Annotated in this window: 17 protein-coding genes and 1 pseudogene; 10 read left to right on the top strand and 8 right to left on the bottom strand. The window is 58.3% G+C overall.

Translation table 11 applies throughout. The annotated features are described in order from the left end of the window. Positions 1-95 (top strand): annotated as a pseudogene (locus tag ASF25_RS23615) (porin family protein); the annotation flags it as partial. Between the two features lie 537 nt (positions 96-632). Then, positions 633-1,115, top strand: a complete 483-nt coding sequence (locus tag ASF25_RS12565) for a hypothetical protein (RefSeq protein WP_056304999.1) — start codon at positions 633-635, stop codon at positions 1,113-1,115. A gap of 168 nt (positions 1,116-1,283) precedes the next feature. Here ASF25_RS12565 and ASF25_RS21970 read toward each other — a convergent pair whose 3' ends face one another. Both ASF25_RS21970 and ASF25_RS21965 read right to left on the bottom strand, forming a co-directional pair. Continuing rightward, positions 1,284-2,339 (bottom strand): HD domain-containing phosphohydrolase, encoded by a 1,056-nt coding sequence (locus ASF25_RS21970; protein WP_082502667.1) that lies wholly within the window; start codon positions 2,337-2,339, stop codon positions 1,284-1,286. Between the two features lie 137 nt (positions 2,340-2,476). Continuing rightward, positions 2,477-3,967: a PAS domain-containing methyl-accepting chemotaxis protein gene (locus tag ASF25_RS21965; RefSeq protein ID WP_082502665.1), complete on the bottom strand. Its 1,491-nt coding sequence runs from the start codon at positions 3,965-3,967 to the stop codon at positions 2,477-2,479. A 316-nt stretch (positions 3,968-4,283) separates the two neighbouring features. On the opposite strand from ASF25_RS21965, the gene ASF25_RS21960 reads away from it, so the two are divergent. Together ASF25_RS21960 and ASF25_RS12560 are read left to right on the top strand one after the other, a co-directional pair. Then, a complete protein-coding gene (locus tag ASF25_RS21960) occupies positions 4,284-5,237 on the top strand; it encodes a helix-turn-helix transcriptional regulator (RefSeq protein WP_082502663.1) in 954 nt (317 codons plus the stop codon). 383 nt (positions 5,238-5,620) lie between these two features. After that, entirely contained in the window at positions 5,621-5,992 is a 372-nt protein-coding gene (locus ASF25_RS12560; protein WP_056304996.1) for a helix-turn-helix transcriptional regulator, read from the top strand. 61 nt (positions 5,993-6,053) lie between these two features. Here the strand turns inward: ASF25_RS12560 and ASF25_RS12555 are convergent, their stop codons facing one another. After that, the gene (locus ASF25_RS12555) at positions 6,054-6,818 is read right to left on the bottom strand and encodes a metallophosphoesterase (protein WP_056305003.1); all 765 of its coding nucleotides are present in this window, start codon (positions 6,816-6,818) and stop codon (positions 6,054-6,056) included. Positions 6,819-7,329: 511 nt separating this feature from the next. Here ASF25_RS12555 and ASF25_RS22715 point away from each other — a divergent pair. Then, on the top strand, positions 7,330-7,554 hold the full coding sequence (locus tag ASF25_RS22715) for a hypothetical protein (RefSeq protein ID WP_156368967.1): 225 nt from the start codon (positions 7,330-7,332) through the stop codon (positions 7,552-7,554). Positions 7,555-7,634: 80 nt separating this feature from the next. Here the strand turns inward: ASF25_RS22715 and ASF25_RS12550 are convergent, their stop codons facing one another. Beyond that, a complete protein-coding gene (locus ASF25_RS12550; RefSeq protein WP_162239260.1) occupies positions 7,635-9,365 on the bottom strand; it encodes a type IV secretion system DNA-binding domain-containing protein in 1,731 nt (576 codons plus the stop codon). A gap of 133 nt (positions 9,366-9,498) precedes the next feature. Next, a complete protein-coding gene (traD, locus tag ASF25_RS12545) occupies positions 9,499-9,807 on the bottom strand; it encodes a conjugal transfer protein TraD (RefSeq protein WP_056304992.1) in 309 nt (102 codons plus the stop codon). Between traD and traA the strand changes: the two genes are divergently transcribed. Then, entirely contained in the window at positions 9,801-13,337 is a 3,537-nt protein-coding gene (gene traA / locus ASF25_RS12540; protein WP_082502661.1) for a Ti-type conjugative transfer relaxase TraA, read from the top strand. The genes traD and traA overlap by 7 nt on opposite strands. Positions 13,338-13,421: 84 nt before the next feature. On the opposite strand, the gene ASF25_RS12535 is transcribed toward traA, so the two are convergent. Next, on the bottom strand, positions 13,422-13,625 hold the full coding sequence (locus ASF25_RS12535) for a hypothetical protein (protein ID WP_056304988.1): 204 nt from the start codon (positions 13,623-13,625) through the stop codon (positions 13,422-13,424). A gap of 239 nt (positions 13,626-13,864) precedes the next feature. On the opposite strand from ASF25_RS12535, the gene ASF25_RS12530 reads away from it, so the two are divergent. After that, positions 13,865-14,764 carry a 3'-5' exonuclease gene (locus ASF25_RS12530; protein WP_056304986.1) on the top strand — a complete coding sequence of 300 codons (900 nt, stop codon included), beginning with the start codon at positions 13,865-13,867 and terminating at the stop codon, positions 14,762-14,764. Between the two features lie 831 nt (positions 14,765-15,595). Here the strand turns inward: ASF25_RS12530 and ASF25_RS22710 are convergent. Together ASF25_RS22710 and ASF25_RS12525 are read right to left on the bottom strand one after the other, a co-directional pair. Next, the gene (locus tag ASF25_RS22710) at positions 15,596-15,931 is read right to left on the bottom strand and encodes a hypothetical protein (protein ID WP_156368965.1); all 336 of its coding nucleotides are present in this window, start codon (positions 15,929-15,931) and stop codon (positions 15,596-15,598) included. Positions 15,932-16,822: 891 nt separating this feature from the next. After that, positions 16,823-17,005, bottom strand: a complete 183-nt coding sequence (locus tag ASF25_RS12525) for a hypothetical protein (RefSeq protein WP_156368964.1) — start codon at positions 17,003-17,005, stop codon at positions 16,823-16,825. Positions 17,006-17,414: 409 nt separating this feature from the next. Here ASF25_RS12525 and ASF25_RS21955 point away from each other — a divergent pair, with 409 nt between their 5' ends. From ASF25_RS21955 to ASF25_RS12520, 3 genes are all read left to right on the top strand, one after another. Beyond that, positions 17,415-18,965, top strand: a complete 1,551-nt coding sequence (locus ASF25_RS21955) for an AAA family ATPase (protein ID WP_082502669.1) — start codon at positions 17,415-17,417, stop codon at positions 18,963-18,965. Next, positions 18,958-19,881: a DUF4435 domain-containing protein gene (locus ASF25_RS21950; RefSeq protein WP_162239259.1), complete on the top strand. Its 924-nt coding sequence runs from the start codon at positions 18,958-18,960 to the stop codon at positions 19,879-19,881. The genes ASF25_RS21955 and ASF25_RS21950 overlap by 8 nt, the downstream gene beginning before the upstream one ends. Positions 19,882-20,495: 614 nt before the next feature. Then, positions 20,496-20,863, top strand: a 368-nt coding sequence (locus ASF25_RS12520) for a recombinase family protein (protein ID WP_162239258.1), incomplete at its 3' end; no start/stop codon positions are given.

Genomic DNA, 20,863 nt, shown 5'->3' with positions numbered 1-20,863 from the left:
CCGGCGTCGTCCTGGCCAGCGGTGGCCGTCAGGTCCGCGACACCGAGTTCGCCGTCGTCCGCGCCGGCCTGAACTACAAGTTCGGCTCGTACTAGGACCTGCGGGACCTTTAGGTTCGGCCTGAGCGTCCCCAGCCCCGATCACCTGGCCGCTTGCGTCGAGGCGACACCCCGAGGAGAAATCCTCGGGGTGTCGCTGTTTGGGGGCTGTCCTTTGGAAGGGTGGATAACACCAGCACGGTCCGGTGCCGTGGTATCCATGTAGCATCGCGGGCCCATGCTGCCTGTTACACGGAATGGATCCTCAGGATCGCGCCCGTGCCTCGAATTCCAAACCTCATTGCGGGCCTGTGCCTGTCAGGCTGCGCGATTGCCGGCTTGTTCGTCCTAGCCGACGGCTCTGTTCGGACGCAGCTCGAGGTGGCGATGCTCGCCTCGCACGTCCCATTGAGCGAAGCGATGCCCTCCAGCGGATCTACGCGTACCCGCTCCGGCTCCCTGGACAGGCGCCGCCTTGCTGCGACCATCGCGGGGATCACGCAGACCGGCCTCGACTAGCCTCTGCCCGTTTGGGGTAAGGAGGTGTCGGAGTATAACCTATGTTCTTCGCCCCAGCCCGACCGCGATGAACCGATGCCCATTCTCACCGATCGCCAGCGCATCGAGCTCGCGATCCCGGCCTACCTGCTCTACGCCCTGGCCGCCGCACCCGGTACCTTCACGCCGGCCGACCCGACCCTGGCAGCGAAAGCCAAGGCCGACATCGAGGCTCTATGCATCAACCTGCGTACCGCCTGCCTGGAGCCCCTCGCCGATCTGGTTCCGAAGAAGCGTGACGCCATCGTGCGGCGGCTCCAGAGGGTCTCCTCGGAGGTGGTCGCGGATTGGCGTACGCAGCCGGCACTCAGCCTGACCCTCACGCTGTGGTACTTCCTGAAGGACCTCACTGACCGCGAGGTTCTGATCCTGTGGGAGGGTTCGGCGATGGAACGGGCGACGCGGCAGCTGCTGCCGATGTTCGCGTACGGGTTCGATGAGGAGCAAGGCGACGGACGCGCTCAGCTCCAGGCGGGTGAACTGCTCATGCGTCTCCAGGCCGACGGGTGGTATCGCTGATCGATGCCGAAAGAAATCAGCCCGGATGACCAGCTGACGGCCTAACGCCTTGTCGCCCTCCACAAGGCCCAGGGTCCGACCCAGGCGACGGTGGCCTGGCGTCCTCGGTGTGGCATTCAAGTAGTCCAGCAGTACGAAGACGGCCTCAACCATTTTGGGTTCATGCGCCTATCGCTGTTGATCATTCTCTGAAAATACCTCTGCGATTGGTGCAAAAGCATTGACTAGATCTGCATCAAGCCGACCGCACATAGATTTCATTATGTCATAGCTTTGTTTTCCTGACATTGGTGCTCTATAAGGGCGATGTTCAATCAATGCACCATAGATATCACATATCGTCACAAGTCGGACAAAATCAGGTATATCTGTTCCAACTAGTTTATCAGGATATCCGGAGCCATCGATCATCTCATGATGAGATCGAACGACGGAAAGTATGTTGTCATCGAATCCGTGTCCGACAAGCATGGCATGGCCTCGCTCCGCATGTGTGCGCATCAGCGCCATCTCTGCTTGATCGAGCTTGCCAGGCTTATTTAGAATTGAAACCGGAACATGGATCTTACCAACGTCGTGCAGCAACGACGCTTTAGCGAGGTGATGGCGATCGGTAGTGCTCAGTCCTAGCGCGGCTGCAAAAGCAGAGGCGAGCCCAGCGACAAGTAAGATATGTTTATGCGTAGCATCATCGAAGCGCTGCACAATTCTCACCCAGGTACGGATACCGTTTTCCCGTACCGCATCGGCGACGATGGCTGTGCCCACATCCGCTAGGTCTGGCGTTATAGAGCGACTAGGTTGGAACACGGTGCTGATGAACTGCAGAGCCGTTTCAGCCTGTCTCTTTGCGAACTTAGACGTGCCTACCATTGAAGTCGGTATTTCCGACATCGTGTTGATTAGATGACATGTCGCACTTGATGCATTAAGCAGGGCAGACGCATCAAGGAGATTTGCATGAGTAATAGTTCGAACACTATTATCATGGAGTAAACATAGATAAGGTACATTCGTCCCACGCAAGCGTTGCAGAGTGCGTCTTAATCGGCGGAACGCCTCGGAACTCAGCGCCTTCACATCGCTGACGATTAAGTCGGGTTGTTCTGATGCGGGACCATCGTCATACAGATCGAGGATACAGATCGATTGTGATATACCGAGATCTCGGACAAATCGAGCAGTTCGACCGAGATCGTCGCTGATCAATAGCAATCCAGCCATGACAGAAGCTCTTGCACATCCGGAATTAAGGGTCTTGAACGACGCGAAGGGCTTTGGAACAGCCGAGCCACCTGAGGTTCACGAACTCAGCTCAAGGAAACTCATCGCGGGGGGCGATTGGGTACTCGAGGATCGTCTTAGCTAATCGCGCGAGCTGCTTGACGAACCTGACGCGTTGCCCGATCGACTCGTTCGCTGGCTTGCGCAATCGTGTCCATGCTGGTCGCGATTGCCGCAACTCCGTGTGAAGCTGTCTGCATGCTGCCTGACATCTCCTGAGTCACTGCGGATTGTTCTTCCACTGCAGCGGCAATGGCATTTGATACCTCGTTGAGGGTCCGGATCGTGGACTGGATCGAGCCGATCGCGTTTACAGCTTCGCGTGTCGCATTCTGCGTCCCAGCGATTTGCTCGCGGATACGATTGGTTGCTTTGCCAGTCTGCTCAGCCAAAGCCTTGACCTCGGCAGCGACGACAGCAAATCCCTTCCCCGCTGTACCGGCACGTGCGGCCTCGATAGTGGCGTTTAAGGCAAGCAAATTCGTTTGCGCTGCAATCCCCTGAATCAGAGCCACAACATCGCCAATCTGCGCCGCCTGGCTGCTTAAGCCGGCGACAATATCACCCGTGTGTCGGGCCTGCTCAACGGCGTTGCTGGCAATTTCCGCTGCATGGCTCACCTGTTGACTGATCTCCCCGACTGAAGCTGATAGCTCTTCCGCACCCGAGGCGACGCTCTGAATATCACAAGAGACCCGGCCTACGGTGAGAGCAGCTTCCGTAGTCTGTCGTGTTACATCTTCAACGGCATTGCCAATTGCGTCCAAGTCCGTACCGATCGAGCGCTGCGCCTCGGCCCTACGTTGGCGTTCATAGACTTGCTGGGTAATGTCGGTTGAAAATTTGACGATCTCAATCGTTCGACCGTCTAGGTCTGTGATGGGATTGTATGTTGCCTGGATCCATACTTCACGGCCACCTTTGGCTATCCGTAAGTACTCGTCAGACTGAAACTCGCCGCGCGCCAGAGACGCCCAGAATTCCAGGTATTGAGCGCTCGTGCGATAGCTATCAGTTACAAACAAACTATGGTGCTTTCCTTTGATCTCATCGAGTTGATAGCCAAGGGCACTCAAAAAATTTGCATTTGCAGTCAGTATATTTCCCCTTGTATCGAAAGAAATGACAGCTTGAGAGCGGTGAAGGGCAGTAATTTGAGCCTCAATATTCAATGATTTGTGTTTTTGATGAGTTATGTTCATTGCAAGCATATCGATTTTTATCAGTTTTCCAAATCGATCAACTGACGGGGTGTATGACGCTTGAACCCAGACCTCGCGTCCGCCTTTTCCAACGCGTCGGAAGTCCCTCTCCTGAGCCTCACCGCGCACAAGGGCTTGCCAGAATTGTTGATGTTCATCGCCATCACGATCGCTTGGATTAACAAATAAGCTGTGATGTTGATTTATAACTTCTTCGAGCGAGTATCCCATCAAATCAAGGAATTTAGTGTTGGCATACAAACAATATCCTTGTGGGGTAAAATTCGCCACTGGATGAATCTTGCCGAAAGCCCGTAAATGTCTGTGGTGGTTTATATCGAATATCACGGTCGTTTCCTCGATCATTTCGGGTGTTCATTTATTAGAACGGACGAATAGTATTATAAGTAGAGATCAATATTGGAGAAAAATCGCTTGCCGTTGGATGTATTCCCATCGGACTTCGGTGGTCTTATTTCGCGATGAATCATAAGTATATGATTGAATTCTTTGATTGCACCCCGAATGAATTTTCTAGTTGCATTTGTAATCCAAGAGTTTGTATTTGCAGTTCTCAATAATTGTTGACTTGCTATCAGTAGCAAAGAGTTTACACGCCATGAACCTTTGTGACTGGAGGCGCGCGAACGTGTGCCTGACTGCGCGGTATTTGGTGGAATGAATGCGTACGGTACTATCGACAGATGAGATCCAATCCCGCAATAAGTTCAAGCCATGGTGCGAACTACTGCGTGAGAGATATTTCCCGCTAGAAGGTATTCAATATGAGGAAGCATCATTTATTGCTTCTTTAAAAGAATATCATATCGGAAACATGCCGCTTCGTAAGCTTTATCAAACGCCAGCACAATACAATCTCCCTAGTAAGGAACTAATCAGAAATAAAGTTAGAGATGACTTTATAATAATAAGGCTTAGAAAGGGTGGTGTTGCCCATACAGTGCAGCACGACAGATTGGCAATCCAGAAAACTGGAGATATCGTCGTCAGTGAGCTTAAGCCGATGACCCTGTCATATAAGGAAACCGGTTCGGAATACGCTTTTCCAATCGAGAGAAGCAAAATCGAGAAACTACTTGGGCCTGCGAAAATTTTTTCTGCGCTTACGCTTAATGCTGAACACGGTTCAACAAGCCTGGTGAACAAATATTTCGCTGAGCTGCTTCGTGTGCAAAGCAGACTTTCGGATGAGGCGGTCTCCCGAATGAGTTCTATTGGAGTAGATCTTATTATAGCGAGTATCGCTGACAGGCTCGCTCGCGAAACGCCGAAATCTTTGCAAGGAACGGTTGTAGTCCAACGGGCAAAATCATTCATCGAAGATAATATTGGCGATACGACCCTTGATGCAACAAAGTTGGCTGCTGCCGTAGGAATATCACTACGTCGCCTTCAAGAGCTTTTTCAAAAACAAGAGCGTAACATTTCCGAGTGGATCTGGGAGCGTCGGCTGGATACTGCCGCAGCGCGGCTGCTTGATAAAAACTACAGCCATATACAGATCGGCAATCTAGCTTATGGATGCGGATTTACGAGCCAACAACATTTCTCCCGGAGATTCAAACAACATTTTGGGATGACGCCCCGTGAATACCGTTACAACGCGAAATTTTGATTGACTAAAATTTGAGAAATATCGTATAAATTGTCGAGTTCTCGAATGTTGTCACTAATTTTTTTTCAAAGCAGTGCTACATTATCGTGCGCCAGTTTCAGCGGGTCTCTACGGAAGTGATCGCGGGCTGGGGCACAAAAAATGCGGTTTGGGGCACACAAGAGGCACTGAGTCTGCTGGTCACGCTGCGGTATTTTGTCAAAGATCTAACGGACCGCGAGGTTCTAATCGCTCGGAAGCGGTCTGCGATGGTGCAGGCGACACGGCAGCAGCTCACAATGTTCGCGTACGGGTCGGGCGATGGGCAAGGCGACGGGTGCGCCCGGCGGCAGGTGGGTGAACTGCTCATGCGTCTTCAGGCCGACGGGTGGTATCGCTGAGCTATGCCTAAAGAGATCAGCCCGGATGACCAGCTGACGGCCTCACGCCTCGTCGCCCTCCGCAAAGCCCGCGGTCTGACCCAGTCGAGGGTGGCCAGCGTCCTCGGGGTGACATTCCAGCAGGTTCAGAAGTACGAGCGAGGCCTCAACCGCATCGGGCCCGACCGCCTGTCGAAGCTCGCGGCTCTGCTTGAGGTGCCGATATCGGCCTTCTTCGATGAGCCGGCGGGCGAGCACGATCCCGGTTTCGGGCTGTCGGCGCTTCTGGCCCCGGAGGGCGCAGCGGATCTGGTGCGGGCCTATGCGGCAATCGAGAACCCGGACCAGCAGCGTGAAGCCCTGGCCCTCGTTCGTACCCTCGCTCGCATCCGCTGACGGGGAGGAGCCTATCGGCTTGTGGCCGGGAGCGGCTCATTTGGCCCGGCGGCATCCGGTTTTAGCTCACGGCGATCACGTACGCCTCATCGAAAGCCGGATTGGAAAATCCTGACCCGGCCGGATTACACAGAATGCGGGTTCCTCCCGGCCGGGTCAGGTCGAGGCTGTGATGGACATGCCCGTGCAGCCACAGGTTTACGCGGCCGCAATCGGTCAGGGCGGACAGGTCCGAAGCCGAATTGCCTGCGTTCCAGGTTCCGCGCTGGCTCGGATGGATGCAGTCCGGATGCGGAGCATGGTGAGTGACCACGACGAGAGGCAGGGCGCCGTCATCGGCCGCGATCCGTGCGCCAAGGGCAGCCTGGGCTCGGTGATGCAGGGCCGCGGCATCGCCCAAGGTAAGGAGATGGCTGCCGCCCGTCGTGTCATGCGCGACTTCGATGGACTCGCCCGTTGGTGTTCGGGGGTCGAGGTGGCCAGCGAGGCGGTAGTCACTCCACAGGGTGGTGCCGGCGAAGCGGCACCCGGCGATGCTGGCGCTCGTCCCGTCGAGGAGGGTGATGCCAGCCCGATCGGCCAGGACATGCGCCAGGAGCAGAGTCTCATCCACGACCCCGTTCCAGTGCTCGTGGTTGCCGATCACGAAGACGACGGGCTTGTCCCCGGCGAGTCGGCGCAGGACCGCGAAGGCGTGGCCGGGATCGCCCTGCCAGACGTCGCCGGCCACCACCAGTACGTCGAAGGCCGGTGGTTCGGGCCGGAACTCGTCCGGATACGGCAGGGCTTCGAGGTGGAGGTCGGAGAGGATCCAAAGCTGGGTCAAGGCGACTCCCATGCGGCGGCCAGGCGACACGAACGTGTCCCCTACCCATAGGGGCTTCTACCGATCTCCCGGATCGAAGCCGTCGGGGCCTTGGGTTTCACGGCTGTACGTGATGGATTGCCGTGAAGCCGTCGTCGCGAATGAGATACCGGAAGCGACGACGACTGGTGATGATCGGCTCTGCCGCTTATGCCTCAGCTCGATGCCACGCTTGTCCTGCCAGAACCCGATCCACTGCCGTGCTGCAGGCCGCGGCGGCCCGTGCCGCCTATGTGATGCCAAGGCCATCGCTCAGCGCGCCGTCGCGCTGCGTCAGCGCATGCTGGCGAACAGAGCCGAAGGTCGCCCTCTCTACGCTCCGCGCGATATGGGGCAGAAAATCGAACCCAGCATCCGGCTGGGCGATTGAATGAACGCCCCCGTGTCTTGAGCCTGCGCCTTACGAGGAATGGCCTGCTCGATGGGCCGGGCATGACGCGGCACGCCAGCATACCGAGGAGAGCGACCCAGAGTGATCCGACAATCCGAACTCGACGTGCATGTCCGAGCCCAGGAACTGTTCGAGCGCGAGAACCCGGGATGCCTTTGGCGGGCGCCACCCAGCGCCGCGTACCAGCCCTCTGCCCCTCGCCGGACGGCGTCGATGATCGAGCGCCAGATCTACCTCGCGCGGGTGCGTGAACGCATGCAGGCCGAGGGCGTGCAGCTGGTCACGGACGAAGAACCCACGCCGTGAGATGGAGGTCCGAGAGGATCCAGAGCTTGGCCGAGGTGGCTCCCATGCGGCAGGGGCGACGCGATCATATCCCCCTATCCTTAGGGGTACGAAGCCTTAGCCGTCCGGCAGCTCGGCCCTGACCCGGACCACCGGCCAGGGCCCGGCCGGCTTGAGGAAGCCCTCCAAGTCGGGCAGCGACTGGATCTCGGACGGCAGCACGACCCGGGTCTGGCGTCGCGCCGTGCTGGTGCCAGAGCTGCTGCTGGAGCCATCTTTGCTCGTCGAGGTACCCTCGGAATAGCTCTCCTCCCAGCGCTCGGCCTCGCCGAGCAGGCGCGAGAGAATGTCCGCGGTCTCCGGCTCGACCGAGCGCATGATGAGGATGTTGAGAAGCAGTTCAGCAGGGTGCGGGCCTTGTCCGCCCCGTAATGGGTGGTGAGCTGCGAGAACGATTGGATAGCACCGACGATCGCGACGCGGCGCTTGCGCAGCTTGGTCGTGGCCTCGATCAGGCTCGACAATTCGCCGAGGCTGTCGAGCTCGTCGAGGACGATCCAGGTCGGGATGGCGTGCTCCGCCCGGTCGAAACCGGCGGTGACCAGGGTGTCGAGCCAACAGGTGATCAGGCTGCGGCTGACGCCGAGTTCGGCCTCGCGATAGGGGATCCAGAGCCAGGCCCGACTGCTGCCGTCCGCCATGAAACTGCGGAACGAGAAGCGGCCCTCGGGGGTGTATTTCCAGCCCTGGAGGTAGCCCGAGAAGATCGAACGCACATTGGTGAGCACGCGCTCGCCGCCCTCCTGGAGCATCACGGCCGAGGTGGTGCCGGCGAGAAGCGGCGTGAGCTGCGCCGGTGTCCAGGACGTCAGGGCCGCGACGAGTTCGCGGTTCGAGGCGCGCGGTCCGAGCGCCTCGCCGACATTGGCAAAGAAGCGTTGGGCGTAGTCGTGCCATGAACGCGACTCGCCATGGCCATCGGGAATGACCGAGCGGGCAAAGCGCGCCCACTCGTACGGCTGCCGGATCTCATTGCTGATCGCCCAGCCGTGATCGTTGGCGAGCGGGCCCATGACGATGTCGTCGGGGCGACCGAAGCGGCGGTGAAACTCGTGGCCGTTGTCGACGACGATGGCGCGCTCGCCACGGGCCCGGATGTTGTCGAGGAGCGCGCGCAGGGTGACGGATTTGCCCGCTCCGGTGGAGGCGGTGATGAGAATGTGCAGGCTCTGGTTTCCGGGAGGAAGCGGAGCACCGGCGATCCAGACGCCGCCCGAACGATCCCCGGAAGCGATGGCCAGACGTGCCGCGGCGCGCTCGGGATGACCGCCCAGTTGCCGGAGCAGGAGGCGGGTGTAGCCGGCCGCTGTCATCAGGCGGGAGCCGCGAATGAAGCCGGTGTCATCCGGCGCTTCGATATCCCGACGCAGGACGAGGAAGACCAGCCCCGCGCCGAGGATGAGGACGACGAGGATGCGCAGGGGGGGGCCGGACGCGAGGATAACAAGCGTGGCGATGAGCCAGAACCCGGTGGCGAGGAACAGGTCGATGCCCCATTCCAGGCGGGGCCGCGCAACGGCATAACCGGCAAAGATGCCGACGCAGAACAACATGGCGAGGACCGGCAGACCGGAGTTGGTGCGGGATACCGGGCAGCCCCAGGTCCTCTTGGCGCAGGGCAGGTCGATCTGTCCGATAGCCCAGATCAGACCGATGCAGCAGGCGATGCAGGACAGCACCCCGAGCGGAACCCGCAGCGGTCGTTCGCCCTCGTCGGGATCAAGCGGGGGCGGATTCTTAGCCTCACCGACCGACCCCGTGTCCCCGCTCACCGAACCTGTGTCGTCGGATTTCGGATCGAAGAGGCGCCCGGAATAGATGTCCAGCCGGCAGAAGCGGTCTTGTCCCGGGGACGATGGTGGGCCCTCGTCGGGGTCGAAGCCGGGTGGGGTTCGTCCCCCCGCATCAGACCGATGCCGTCGATAGAGGAGCCGGGGCGGGGACTGGTGTAGCGTTCGGGGTGGGTGCCCAATCGGCGAAGGCGGTCTTGTCCTGAGGGCGGGCAATGCGTTCGACGAGTTCAGCGAGAACCCCGGCAAAGCGCGACTCCTTGGCGGCGGCATCGAGGAGGAGACCGCCGAGGATGATCTTGCGGCGGGTGTCGCGTTTGCGGGCTTCCTGAGCCTCGCGGGCCTCCAGGAGCTGGAGGTCGGCCCGAGCCTGTTCGAGCTTGCGGCGGGCGGCGACGATCCGGTCGGTGCGCGTGGGTGGCATCCATCATCCTCAGGCGTAAGTTGTGCTACCAGAGGGCGCCTATCACCCTCCGTGCACCCTGGAAAGTATTGGAAGGGCGCACTTTAGCATTGCTGCGCAATGCCGATGCGATTTACACGGGTATCGTGACCCGTCGGCGCCGTTCCGGGCCAGCGGGTTCGATCCGTCCGTTCCGCCGCTGCCCCGGGCTGTGCGCCCGGCTTCGTCTGTCCCTCTCCGCCCCGTCCGGCCGTGCTGCCGATCGCATTCCTCCCGAGGCCGACCGTTCCCGCGTGGCGATCTACCATCTCAGCGTGAAGGCGGTGTCCCGGGCCGGTGGGCGCTCGGCCACGGCCGCGGCGGCCTACCGCTCGGCGAGCCTGATCCAGGACGAGCGCACCGGTCAGACCTTCGACTACCAGCGCCGCGGCGGGGTCGAGGCGAGCTTCATCGTGGCCCCAGTTGGCGCGGACTGGGTGCAGGATCGCTCGGTCCTTTGGAACGCGGCCGAGGCGGCGGAGCGGCGCAAGGACGCCAAGGTGGCGCGCGAGGTCGAGGTGGCGCTGCCGCACGAACTCGATGCCGGCCAGCGCCTGGCGCTCACCCGCGACTTCGCCGAGGGGCTGGTGACGCGTTACGGGATCGCGGCCGATGTGGCGCTGCATGCGCCGAGCCGGGACGGCGACGATCAGAACTGGCATGCGCATATCCTGACCACGACCCGGACCGTCGACGCGAACGGATTGGGCGCGAAGGTCCGGGTCCTCGACGTGCCGGCCTCGGCCCGGACCGAGGTCGAGGCGATCCGCGAACTCTGGCAGGACACGGCCAACGCGCATCTCGAACGCGCCGGTCAAGAGGTGCGGATCGACCGGCGCTCGCACCTCGATCGCGGGCTCACCCTGGCGCCGACCGAGCATGTCGGGGTGCACGCGACGCAGATGCAGCGACGCGACAAACCCGGGGTCGACCGGGTGGCGATCGACGCGGAGACGGCCGCCCGCAACGCCGTCCGGATCGCGCAGGACCCCGAGGAGGTGCTGCACATCCTCAGCAACGAACGGGCGGTGTTCACGAAGGCCGACATCGCCCGGACGCTCCACCGCTACGGCGTGGACGAGCCGGCCGCGTTCCAGAACGCGATGGCCCTGGTGATGGCCTGCGACCCCCTGGTCGGGCTGGCCCGGGCCTCGGACGAGGGTGAGCGCACCGGGCCGGTCGAGCGCTTCACGACGCAGGATCTGTGGCTGACCGAGACCCGGATGGCGGCCTGCGCCGACCGGCTCGCGGGCGAGCGCGGCTACGACGTGGCGCCACAGAAACTGCATGGGGTCCTGGCGGCGCATCCGGAACTCGCCGACGAGCAGCGCGCGGCGGTGGAGCACGTCACGGGCCCCGAGCGCATCGCAAGCGTGGTCGGGCTGGCGGGCGCGGGCAAGTCGACGATGCTGGGCGCCGCGCGCGAAGCCTGGGAGCGTCAAGGCTTCCGGGTGCATGGGGCGGCGCTGGCCGGCAAGGCGGCGGAGGGCTTGCAGGACTCGGCCGGGATCCCGAGTCGGACCCTGGCGTCGTGGCAACTCGGCTGGACCAACGGCCGGCATCTCCTGGGCAAGGGCGACGTCCTGGTGATCGATGAAGCCGGGATGGTCGGCTCGCGCCAGCTCGGGGCGGTGCTCGATGCAGTGGAGCGGGCCGGGGCCAAGGTGGTGCTGGTGGGCGACCCCGAGCAGCTCCAGCCGATCGGACCGGGCGCGGCCTTCCGGGCGGTGATCCAGCGGACGGGCTTCGTCGAGATCGAGACGATCCGCCGGCAGCATACGCCGTGGCAGCGCGCGGCCAGCGTGGCACTCGGCACCCGCCGGACGACGCAGGCGCTGGAGACGTATTTCGATTACGGGGCGATCCACTTCACGCCGGATACGGCCGCGGCGCGGGGCCGCCTTGTGGCGGATTACCTGTTCGACCGGACGATCAACCCGCTGCAAACGCGGGTGGCGCTGGCGCACACCCGGGCGGATGTGCGGGCGCTCAACGAGGATATCCGTACGCACCTGCAGAAGGCCGGCGAACTCGGCGGCGAGACGGGGTTCGTCACGGCCCTCGGAGTGCGCGCCTTCGCCCCCGGCGACCGGCTGGTGTTCCTGCGCAACGACCGCGAACTCGGGGTGAAGAACGGCACGCTGGCGACCGTGGTGGCCTCGACCGAGGGGCGGCTCAGCGTCCGGCTCGACGGCGCTTCGGGTCGCACCGTATCGGTCTCTCAGACCGATTACGACGCGGTCGATCACGGCTACGCCACGACCATCCACAAGAGCCAGGGGGCGACGGTGGACCGGGCCTTCGTGCTGGCGTCCGGCGGTATGGACCGGCACCTCGCCTACGTGGCGCTGACGCGCCACCGCGACGGGGTCGGGCTCTATGCTGGCCAGGATACGTTCGCGAACTTCGAGGTCCTGGCGGCGCGGCTGAGCCGGGCGGGGTTTAAGGAGACGGTGCTGGACTACGTCCGGGTGCCGGTCCGCGACAGGGCCGAACCGGTTCGCGTGCCCGAGCCGCTCGAGGCCCCGCTCGTGCCTTCGGCTCTCCAGGCCGATCGCGTCGCAGCGGCGGTCCCGATAACCTCGTCCGCATCCGTTTGGGGGCCGGAGGATGCAGCGCTAAAGCCCCGCAGCGGACCTGTTTCCGCCAGACCACCTCTCCTGGCGCCGATCCTGCCGGGGGTGGATGAAGAGGGGGACGCGTTCAGTTATCGGGTGCGGCGCCGTGCCTTTGAATGGCTCGGCATGACGCATGATCGAATCGTCGGTTACGTCGGCCAGATGGCAAAGGAGCCCGGTGTTCTGCTCAAGGGCATCGAAAATCGGATGATCGGGGAACGCGCGCTCAGCGAGACACCGGCCGCCTTCCTGGAGCGGGTGGGCGCCTACCTGGATGACCCGGAGCGCTACGGGGGCCTACGCGGCAAAGCCGGGCTGTTCGCGTTCCCGGCCGCGCGGGCCGAACGTGCCGCCGCCCTCGTGGCCATTCCCTGGGTCAAATCCAGGATCGCGGATCTGAAGTCGCGGTTCGACGAAGCGCTGGGAGAGGAAAGCCAACACGAGCGGGCCCGGCTCGCGGCGATGCGCATTCCGATCCCGGGCCTGAGCTCGGGCACCCGGGCGGCCTTACGGTTGTTGGATGACGCATGGGGGCCGAAGGCCACGCTCGAGGCCCTGGCAGCGCTGCGGGCCGAACCGAATGGCGTGGCTGAGGTCGAAGCCTTCCGGCTTGCGGTTGAGCAGCGCTTCGGCACGGGTAGCGATCGCCCCAGGAACCTGGAAACCCGGATTCAGGGCGAGCTGACGTCCCGACGCGCTGAGATCGAGATCCTGATCAGCGGGGCAGACTACTATGGACTGGCCCTCTCACGAGAGCCGGAGTTCCAAACGCGGCTCGATCAGGCACGGCAAGAGGCGATCGAGCGGGCCTTGAGGCCGGCTCCTGAACCCGAACGTGCGGTCGAGGCCGAGCGCAAGCCCGCCCAGGGGCTCACACTCGGGCTGGGTTTCTAAGGGCGTTCGGCTTCAAGCGCCGATCCTCAAAACAAAAAAGGCCAGCCTTGCGGCTGGCCCTGTTCGTCCGACGCGCGACCGGTCTTACTCGGCAGCGCTCATCTCAGGTGTGAAGTGACCGCACCAGTCGGTGTTGGCGACGACCGGCCACAGGCCCTTGGACTCCGGCGCGGGCTGGGTCACGGGCGGGTTGAAGCGGCACAGGCCCTCATCGCCAGCGGCCTGGGCGCCGTTCACCTTGTGCTCGTCGAAGAATTTGCAGCTGTCGCAGTGCGCGTTGCCGGCCATGTCGGTCTCCTAAAATCGTATACGCCGTCGAAGCGGCCTTCAGTTGCGAATTAGATCAATTCCAATCTGCGTGTCAACGGATGGCTCGCCGCTGCGTTCCCGGATCGCGCGGGCAACTCTGGATTGGCGGTTGAGCGTCCTCGTAAGGCTGTACGGCTACGGGGATAGGCTTGCGGTCGATCCCTTCGCCATGGTGTGTGCCGTCAGTCAAAAAAGCCCTTTCAGGAACCCTCCAGCCCGTGAACGAGCCCCTGGACAGCATCGCCACCGTGTTGGAGCAGACGGGCGACTACCGTGTGCTGCGCCGGCTCGTACCGTTTAGGGATTGCCGGGATGCTGCCGACGAGCCGACCTTCATCGGCTTGATCCTCGACACCGAAACCACCGGTACGGATTACACGGCCGACGAAGTGATCGAGCTCGGCATCATCAAGTTCGAGTACGGCGCCAGCGGACGCATCTACCGCGTACTGGACACGTTCAATCAGCTGCACCAGCCGAGCAAGCCGATCCCCGAGGCGATCACCCGCCTGACCGGCATCACCGATGCGGACGTCGCCGGCCAGCGCATCGATGATGAGGCTGTGCAAGCGCTCGCTGCCGATGTCCGGGTGATCATCGCCCATAACGCCAGCTTCGATCGGCAGATGTGTGAGAGCCGCTGGCCGATCTTCGCCGAGAAGAACTGGGCCTGCTCCTGCCACCAGGTGCCCTGGCGCGAGGAGGGCCACGAGGGCCTGAAGCTCGGCTACCTGCTGATCGACTGCGGCTTCTTCCACAAGGGTCACCGGGCCATCGACGACTGCCACGCCCTGCTGCAGCTGCTGGCACGGCCGCTGAAGCGTTCGGGCCGCCTAACCCTGGCCTGCCTGCTGGAGACTGCACGCAAGCCCACGCTGCGCCTCTGGGCGCAGGGAGCCCCATTCGAGACGAAGGACACCCTTAAGGGCCGAGGGTTTCGTTGGAGCGGCCCACGGCGCTGCTGGTACATCGACTGCGATGAGGATCAGCTGGAGCTCGAGCGCACGTTTCTCAACGAGACCGTTTACGGGCGTGCAGTGACGGATCTGCCGATTGATCGCATGACGGCACGGGACCGGTATTCAGCCCGGACGAACCCTGATGCTCCAGGTGCCTAAAAAGCGCTCGTTTCTATGCGTTCGCTTGGTGTGGTGTGGATCGGCGTCGAAACATGATCCCGTCCGATCCGTTCCTAACTCTCTGTTGCAGTGAGAAAATCCGAGTTTCCGGTGGGGTCACGATCAGCGCCGGTTATGACCCCATCTCTTGAGGTATTTCGGCCGACATCGCAGTGACTTAAGCAGAGCTGAAGGAGGGGTCATGCTTCAAAGCTGATCCACAGTATGGGTTCTCCAGACCGCGCATTCGGACCGTTGCAAAAGTTCAGATCAACAATCGGAAGATGACAATGCGATTGGCGCTCTCGCTTGGCTTGATTATGACTTCCATGCCAATTCTGATGGCACATGGCAACGAAATACAGCAAACTCCAACCACCCTTGCCGGATATGAAAGTTTCTATCAAAGTACTAAGGGATATGATGATCCACTTTGCTTGCAGTGGACCAATGGGTGCGAAACTTGCAAGAGAACATATATTAATAAAAAGGCAAAAATATCCTGCGAAGAAAAAACTGACGCGTGTTCGGTTGGGAATGTTTACTGCGAAATAGAAGACGAAAAATTAGCTTCGAAATTTTGCGCCGTTCTTTCCGATGACATCAACATAGGCACCTTCAAGCCAGGACATGGATACTTATGGACAAGAGCAGGAGTTTTGAATAAGCCAAAGCGGCATACTCTTCTTAGGTGCCTAAAACTCAGATAAAGGTCCCTCAATTGGTATTTGCGCAGAGTCAGCTTATCGAATGGCATATACCCCTGTCGCGCACGCACGGTATGCACCACCATTCGCATAACGCAGTGTATGTAACCATTCACTTTTACAGCTAATTCTTTGTCGCCTTGCCGTAGCTATATGCCATATATATTATGTAACCTTGGATTCCAATCATACTCGTAAATAGGAAAACTGATAAATATATCTCTTCGTAAACATATGAAAGCCCTCCAGCTAGCATTACCGCGCAGCTCAGCATCTCAAGCGAAGCTCTGTATGAAGAAACTACGCTTAACGGAGAATTTCCACTAATAATCCAGGCGTGAATGCTTTTTGGATATCTTTCATTTATTCTTCTATAGGATTTTATAACTATCAGGAATTCTCTTAGAGACAGTATTATGGAAATAATAATGCCTGCTATTCCAATATGAACCCAGTTCATGTGCGCCCATTCTAATGCTTGCCGATCGAATTACCTGACCATATCAGGCGCCTCCTTAAGGGGTGATTTGCCGCTCATCCATTCGCATAATCGGCAGTATGGAACGGGAATCGCCCGATTATGGAACCTCCCGGAAGTCCTCGGAAGCAATCCAATCGCCTGCGAGGAGACCGAAGGCTTTAGGCCCAGTATAACGACGCCTCAAACGGCCATGCGACCGGGCGAGTTTACTTAGGAAATCTTGCCCGGCTCCCATGGTGCCAGGATTCGAATCGCACATTCCCGCGCATGTATTTGCAAGCATCGTTTCTGGTCATATTGGTTAAGGAAAAGTTAACGCTTTGCAGCAATGCGTTAATCGCCCGTTTTGTCACAGCATCCGTAGGATGTGTATCAATTAGGGAAAGCCGCAGGCTGCCCTCTTGCCTTCGCCCTTCCGTTCGATCATCTTGCGTGGGCGAACGACGGATCAAACGTCTCCGACAGCCAGCCACAGCTCAAAGGGCGGTGGGCAATGGTGCCCTGTCTGGAGATTATCATGCGAAGTTGTTCGTGGCCTAAGCCGGTGTCCGTGCGTATCTACAAGCGGTTCCGGTTCAATCGGTGGGAGACGGTTGTGTCGCACTGCCGTAGCCTGCCCAAGCGCTAAGCTCAGGCAGGCTCTCTCTCGGCGATACACCCCTTAGCGGGGTGGGCAAGGGCTGCTCTTAGCGGGGCCAGCCCTTGTTTGCGTTTTAATGCCACTCTTTACAGCGACATGAAATATCTTGCTGAAGTATTCTCGGCTTTATTTGGCTGCTTGGTCAAGCGGCACAACACACATTTTGGACATAAACTTTTAGAACGTTAATTTCGAAAGAAATTGTTTTCTGTCAATTACTTACCTCATATTCAGCACCCCCCAGGGCGAAGGGCCGTCTTCATTTCCGCCGCGACGAGGCCGCGCATCGTGTTCTCGACTTGCTTCCCGAACTGCGCCGCGAGGTCAGCATTCGCCGCCGGGGTGCCGCCCGACGCCTGGATCGTGATGACGGGGGCGATGGTGACGACGCCGGGCGCGGCCGGGGCACCCACGAGCGGGCCGCCGAGAGGCGAGCCGCCGACGACACCGCCGGCCGCGAAAGCGGGGAGCCGAAGCGTCCGTTTCCGACCCATTGCAGACCCTGGGAAGGTTCGCTTCGTGGCGGCTTGGTGGATGCCAGCCTACGACCGAAATGGGTCGGAAGCTGCCTTGCCTCGAATACGAAGGGCAACTCATCCGAAACTAAGGCGCCCGGATGGGTATACCCAAACAAGCATACCGAGCTTAGATTGACGCCACCGTTCAAGGGTCCGCCGGCTAGGGCAAAATGTAGCTCGCCTGACCTACCGGGCGCGCCTTTGCAGCCCCTTAAAAAGCTGGGCCATTAATGCGCCTTGCCCCGCTGCGATACGGCCGTTTAAATGCCGTCTGCTTCCAGCTGAAATCGGATTGGAGATTGAAATGCCAGAACAAGAGGCGGGGTCCAGCACCATACACCGCCGTGGTGCAGAGCCTTCTCTTATCGAGCGCTTTGCGATTGAAGGGCTATACGGATACCGTTCAATTTCACTATCTTCTGATTACGCAGCCACAATACTCATTGCCAAAAATGGCACCGGCAAAACTACTCTCCTTGGAGCGTTAGATGCTTTCCTGCGCATGCAGTTATCCCGGCTGAGAAATTTGGAGTTTAGTACAATCCGATGCAAGCTTCGCGACGAAGAAGAGCTTGTTCTCACTCATAACGATGTAATAGATTTTCTTCAAGTCCCGACTGAAGGAGATATGTTCAAGTTAGCAAGCAGAACAAGCCTGAGTCCTGCTACTTTGTTCAATTTTCTGATGGAGGAGTGGCCGTACGAAGAAGATTCTCTAAACAATCCTCATGAGTCAAAAGCATATTCTGCAATTTTGTCTGCAAGTAACTGGAATAGACGAGAGGCAACGTCCTTAATTACAAGGGCGCGTGATTCATTGATGACACGCTCTCCCAATATAAACTTGATATTTAACAAGCTACAAATAGCTTTGTCTGGCGTCGAGATTGTCTACCTTCCGACTTATCGCCGCGTCGAACTCGCGTTACGCGGCGATCCCCGTGAAGACCCTTCTAGGAGGAAACGACCGAAATTCGACGTAGCGACAGGAAGTTTGTTTACTGGCGAAATACAATTCGGTTTGAGTGATATCTCTGACCGGCTTTCGCAAATGAATCAACAGATCATATTAGCTTCAAATAGTGGATATAGAGAAATCAGCGCAAATATAATAAATGAACTTCTGGATGGGTCATTTGATAACGAAAGCCCTGCAGAAGAAGATGTTCCTCACCCTGAGGAACTAAAACTATTCTTTGAGAGACTTGAAAGGGGAAGACGAACTGGGCCATATATGCCAGTTTCAATTCCAAATTTGCAAAAGATATACTCAGGCGATGGTGTTCCACAGTCATCAAGCCGCTTTCTGAATTACTTTCTAGCAAAACTCACGACTGTAATTCGATCGACAAAAGATGTCGAATTACCTGTAGATGGTTTTATTGATAGCTGCAACAAGTATTTATCCTCAAGTGAACCAAGTACTGTTATAGGAGCGAACAAAAACCAAAAAGCAGTTGATGGAAAAGCACTTCGTCTAAACCGAACCAATTTACGTGTTCACGTTGAAAGCATTCCCGAACGAAGGAAAATTTCGCTGAATGCTCTTTCGTCTGGTGAAAAACAGATGATTTCTCTTTTCGCCAAGATGTTTCTGTATCCGCGTCGCAAGGTTGTACTAATTGACGAACCCGAACTCTCGTTATCGATCGATTGGCAGAAGGAAATTCTTGTAGATGTACTAAGCGCTCCTTTATGTGTTCAGGTTATAGCTATCACTCACTCACCATTCGTATTTGACAATGAATTAGAACCCTTCGCGCGCGCACTCAGCCTTAGCCGAGATATAATTAGCCACTCTGACGAAATAATCACCATCGATGATGACTTCATTGAGGGCGAGCTTGATGACTGACGGTATTGCGCCCTCACCAGAAGAAGCCTTCCTTGAGCGAGTTAAGTCATCTAGACAATCCGGCGCAGTATTAAAAGCCAAGCTGATTACGCTAAGAACCGACTTTCCAGAAGCTATAATTTTGGTTTTCGAAGGAGATGATGACAAAATTGTTTACGGGCAGTGGATTAGACGCCTTCGCCCAAATCTACGCTACGAGCCCTTCCCTTGCGGAGGGAAAAAAGAGGTACGTGGATTAAAAAACGCGGTTTTGCGCGACCTAAATGGCCTTGGGCAGAAAACATACTTTTTCGTTGATCGGGACTTTGATGACTTAGCTGGGTTTAATGGAACCGAGTCTGTTTTTATGACGGAGATGTACGCGGTAGAAAATTATCTAGTAAGCAAAGAAGTGCTTGAAGAGCTTCTCCGCGATGAATTCCCCTGCCATGGAAGGCCAGACAAACGGGCTGATGTAATTAATCTATTTGATGCTGATTATGCCAGATTTTTGGACATTACCGCTGCACTGAATAGGCGGATCTTCGTTTCGCGAAGAATACCTATCGAATTGAAGAAACGACTTCCGACAAGTCTCCGTAGCCTGGCTACTATCGAACTTGGAAATATCACACCTGTCGAAATTGAACTGGAAAGTATTGTTGTCTATGAGCGCGATCCAACTTCCGATGAGATCGTTGGATTAGATGATCAGTTTATTGATCTAGATCCCGCTACCCGATACAGAGGAAAGTTTGCGCTAAAGTTCTTTAGAGATTGGCTGGGTAAACTTGCTGATGAATGTCAAAAAGAAGGAACGATTATATTTGCAGAGGTAAGTGGTCCAGTTAGGCGCGCAGAATTTGTTATAAGTAATTTTGCTTCTAAATCTAGACTACCTACAGGGTTACACGAGTTTGTAGAAGCAATAGCGTGACATTAATACAAATAGAATCTTCTCAGTAATTTATTTAAGCTCTAGAATAACTCGAGAGGCAATGGTTTGTATTGTCTCTCGAGTTAAGATACTATTGGATCTCATTTTACACCTCATGCGCCTGCTGGAAGTGCGCTGCTGGTGATAGTCGCTTGCCACTCCGATAGCCTTTCTAGAGTTGTCATCTAGTGATCAAAATCTGACGCTTGGTACCCACTCGCGAAGTCAGCTTGGGGTCGGAGGCGGAACGTCCGCTTCGAGGCGAAAGGCCAGTGTCCGCTCCCCACCCCAAGCTGCCTTTCCACCGACATTCCTCGCAAAGGCTACATGCGCACCCGGTGCATAGCTTAGCATTGTCGGAGATCCGATCGTTTTCCCGACGATCACGACGGGGGCGCCGGCGGAGGCCTACGCGGAGNCTGCCTTTCCACCGACATTCCTCGCAAAGGCTACATGCGCACCCGGTGCATAGCTTAGCATTGTCGGAGATCCGATCGTTTTCCCGACGATCACGACGGGCTGGCTCCCAACCCCTCAAAACGGCCAGGTTTCTGTCGGGAAAATATGACTGGTTTTCTATTGCGGATTAAACGCCACTGAATCACTATCCCGACATGCTCGTCGGATATGCCCGCGTCTCCACCCTCGACCAGAACCTCGACCTTCAGCGCGATGCCTTGACCAAGGCCGGGTGCGAACGCCTGTTCGAGGAGAAGAAGTCCGGCAAGGCCGGCACCAAACGCCCCGAGTTCGAGGCGGCGCTCGCCTACCTACGGCCGACCGACGTCCTGGTGGTGTGGAAGCTCGACCGCCTCGGCCGCTCCCTCGTCGAGATGATGCGCACCATCGACAGCCTGCGGGTGAAGCAGATCCACTTCCGCTCCCTGACCGAGCAGTTCGACAGCGACACCGCCCATGGCCGCTTCGCCCTGCAGATGCACGGCGCCATGGCCGAGTACTTCCTCGACCTCAACCGCGAGCG

Origin of the sequence: Methylobacterium sp. Leaf100 (assembly GCF_001422845.1) — a bacterium.
GTDB lineage: Bacteria > Pseudomonadota > Alphaproteobacteria > Rhizobiales > Beijerinckiaceae > Methylobacterium.
This window is presented reverse-complemented; position numbering and strand designations above follow the sequence as displayed.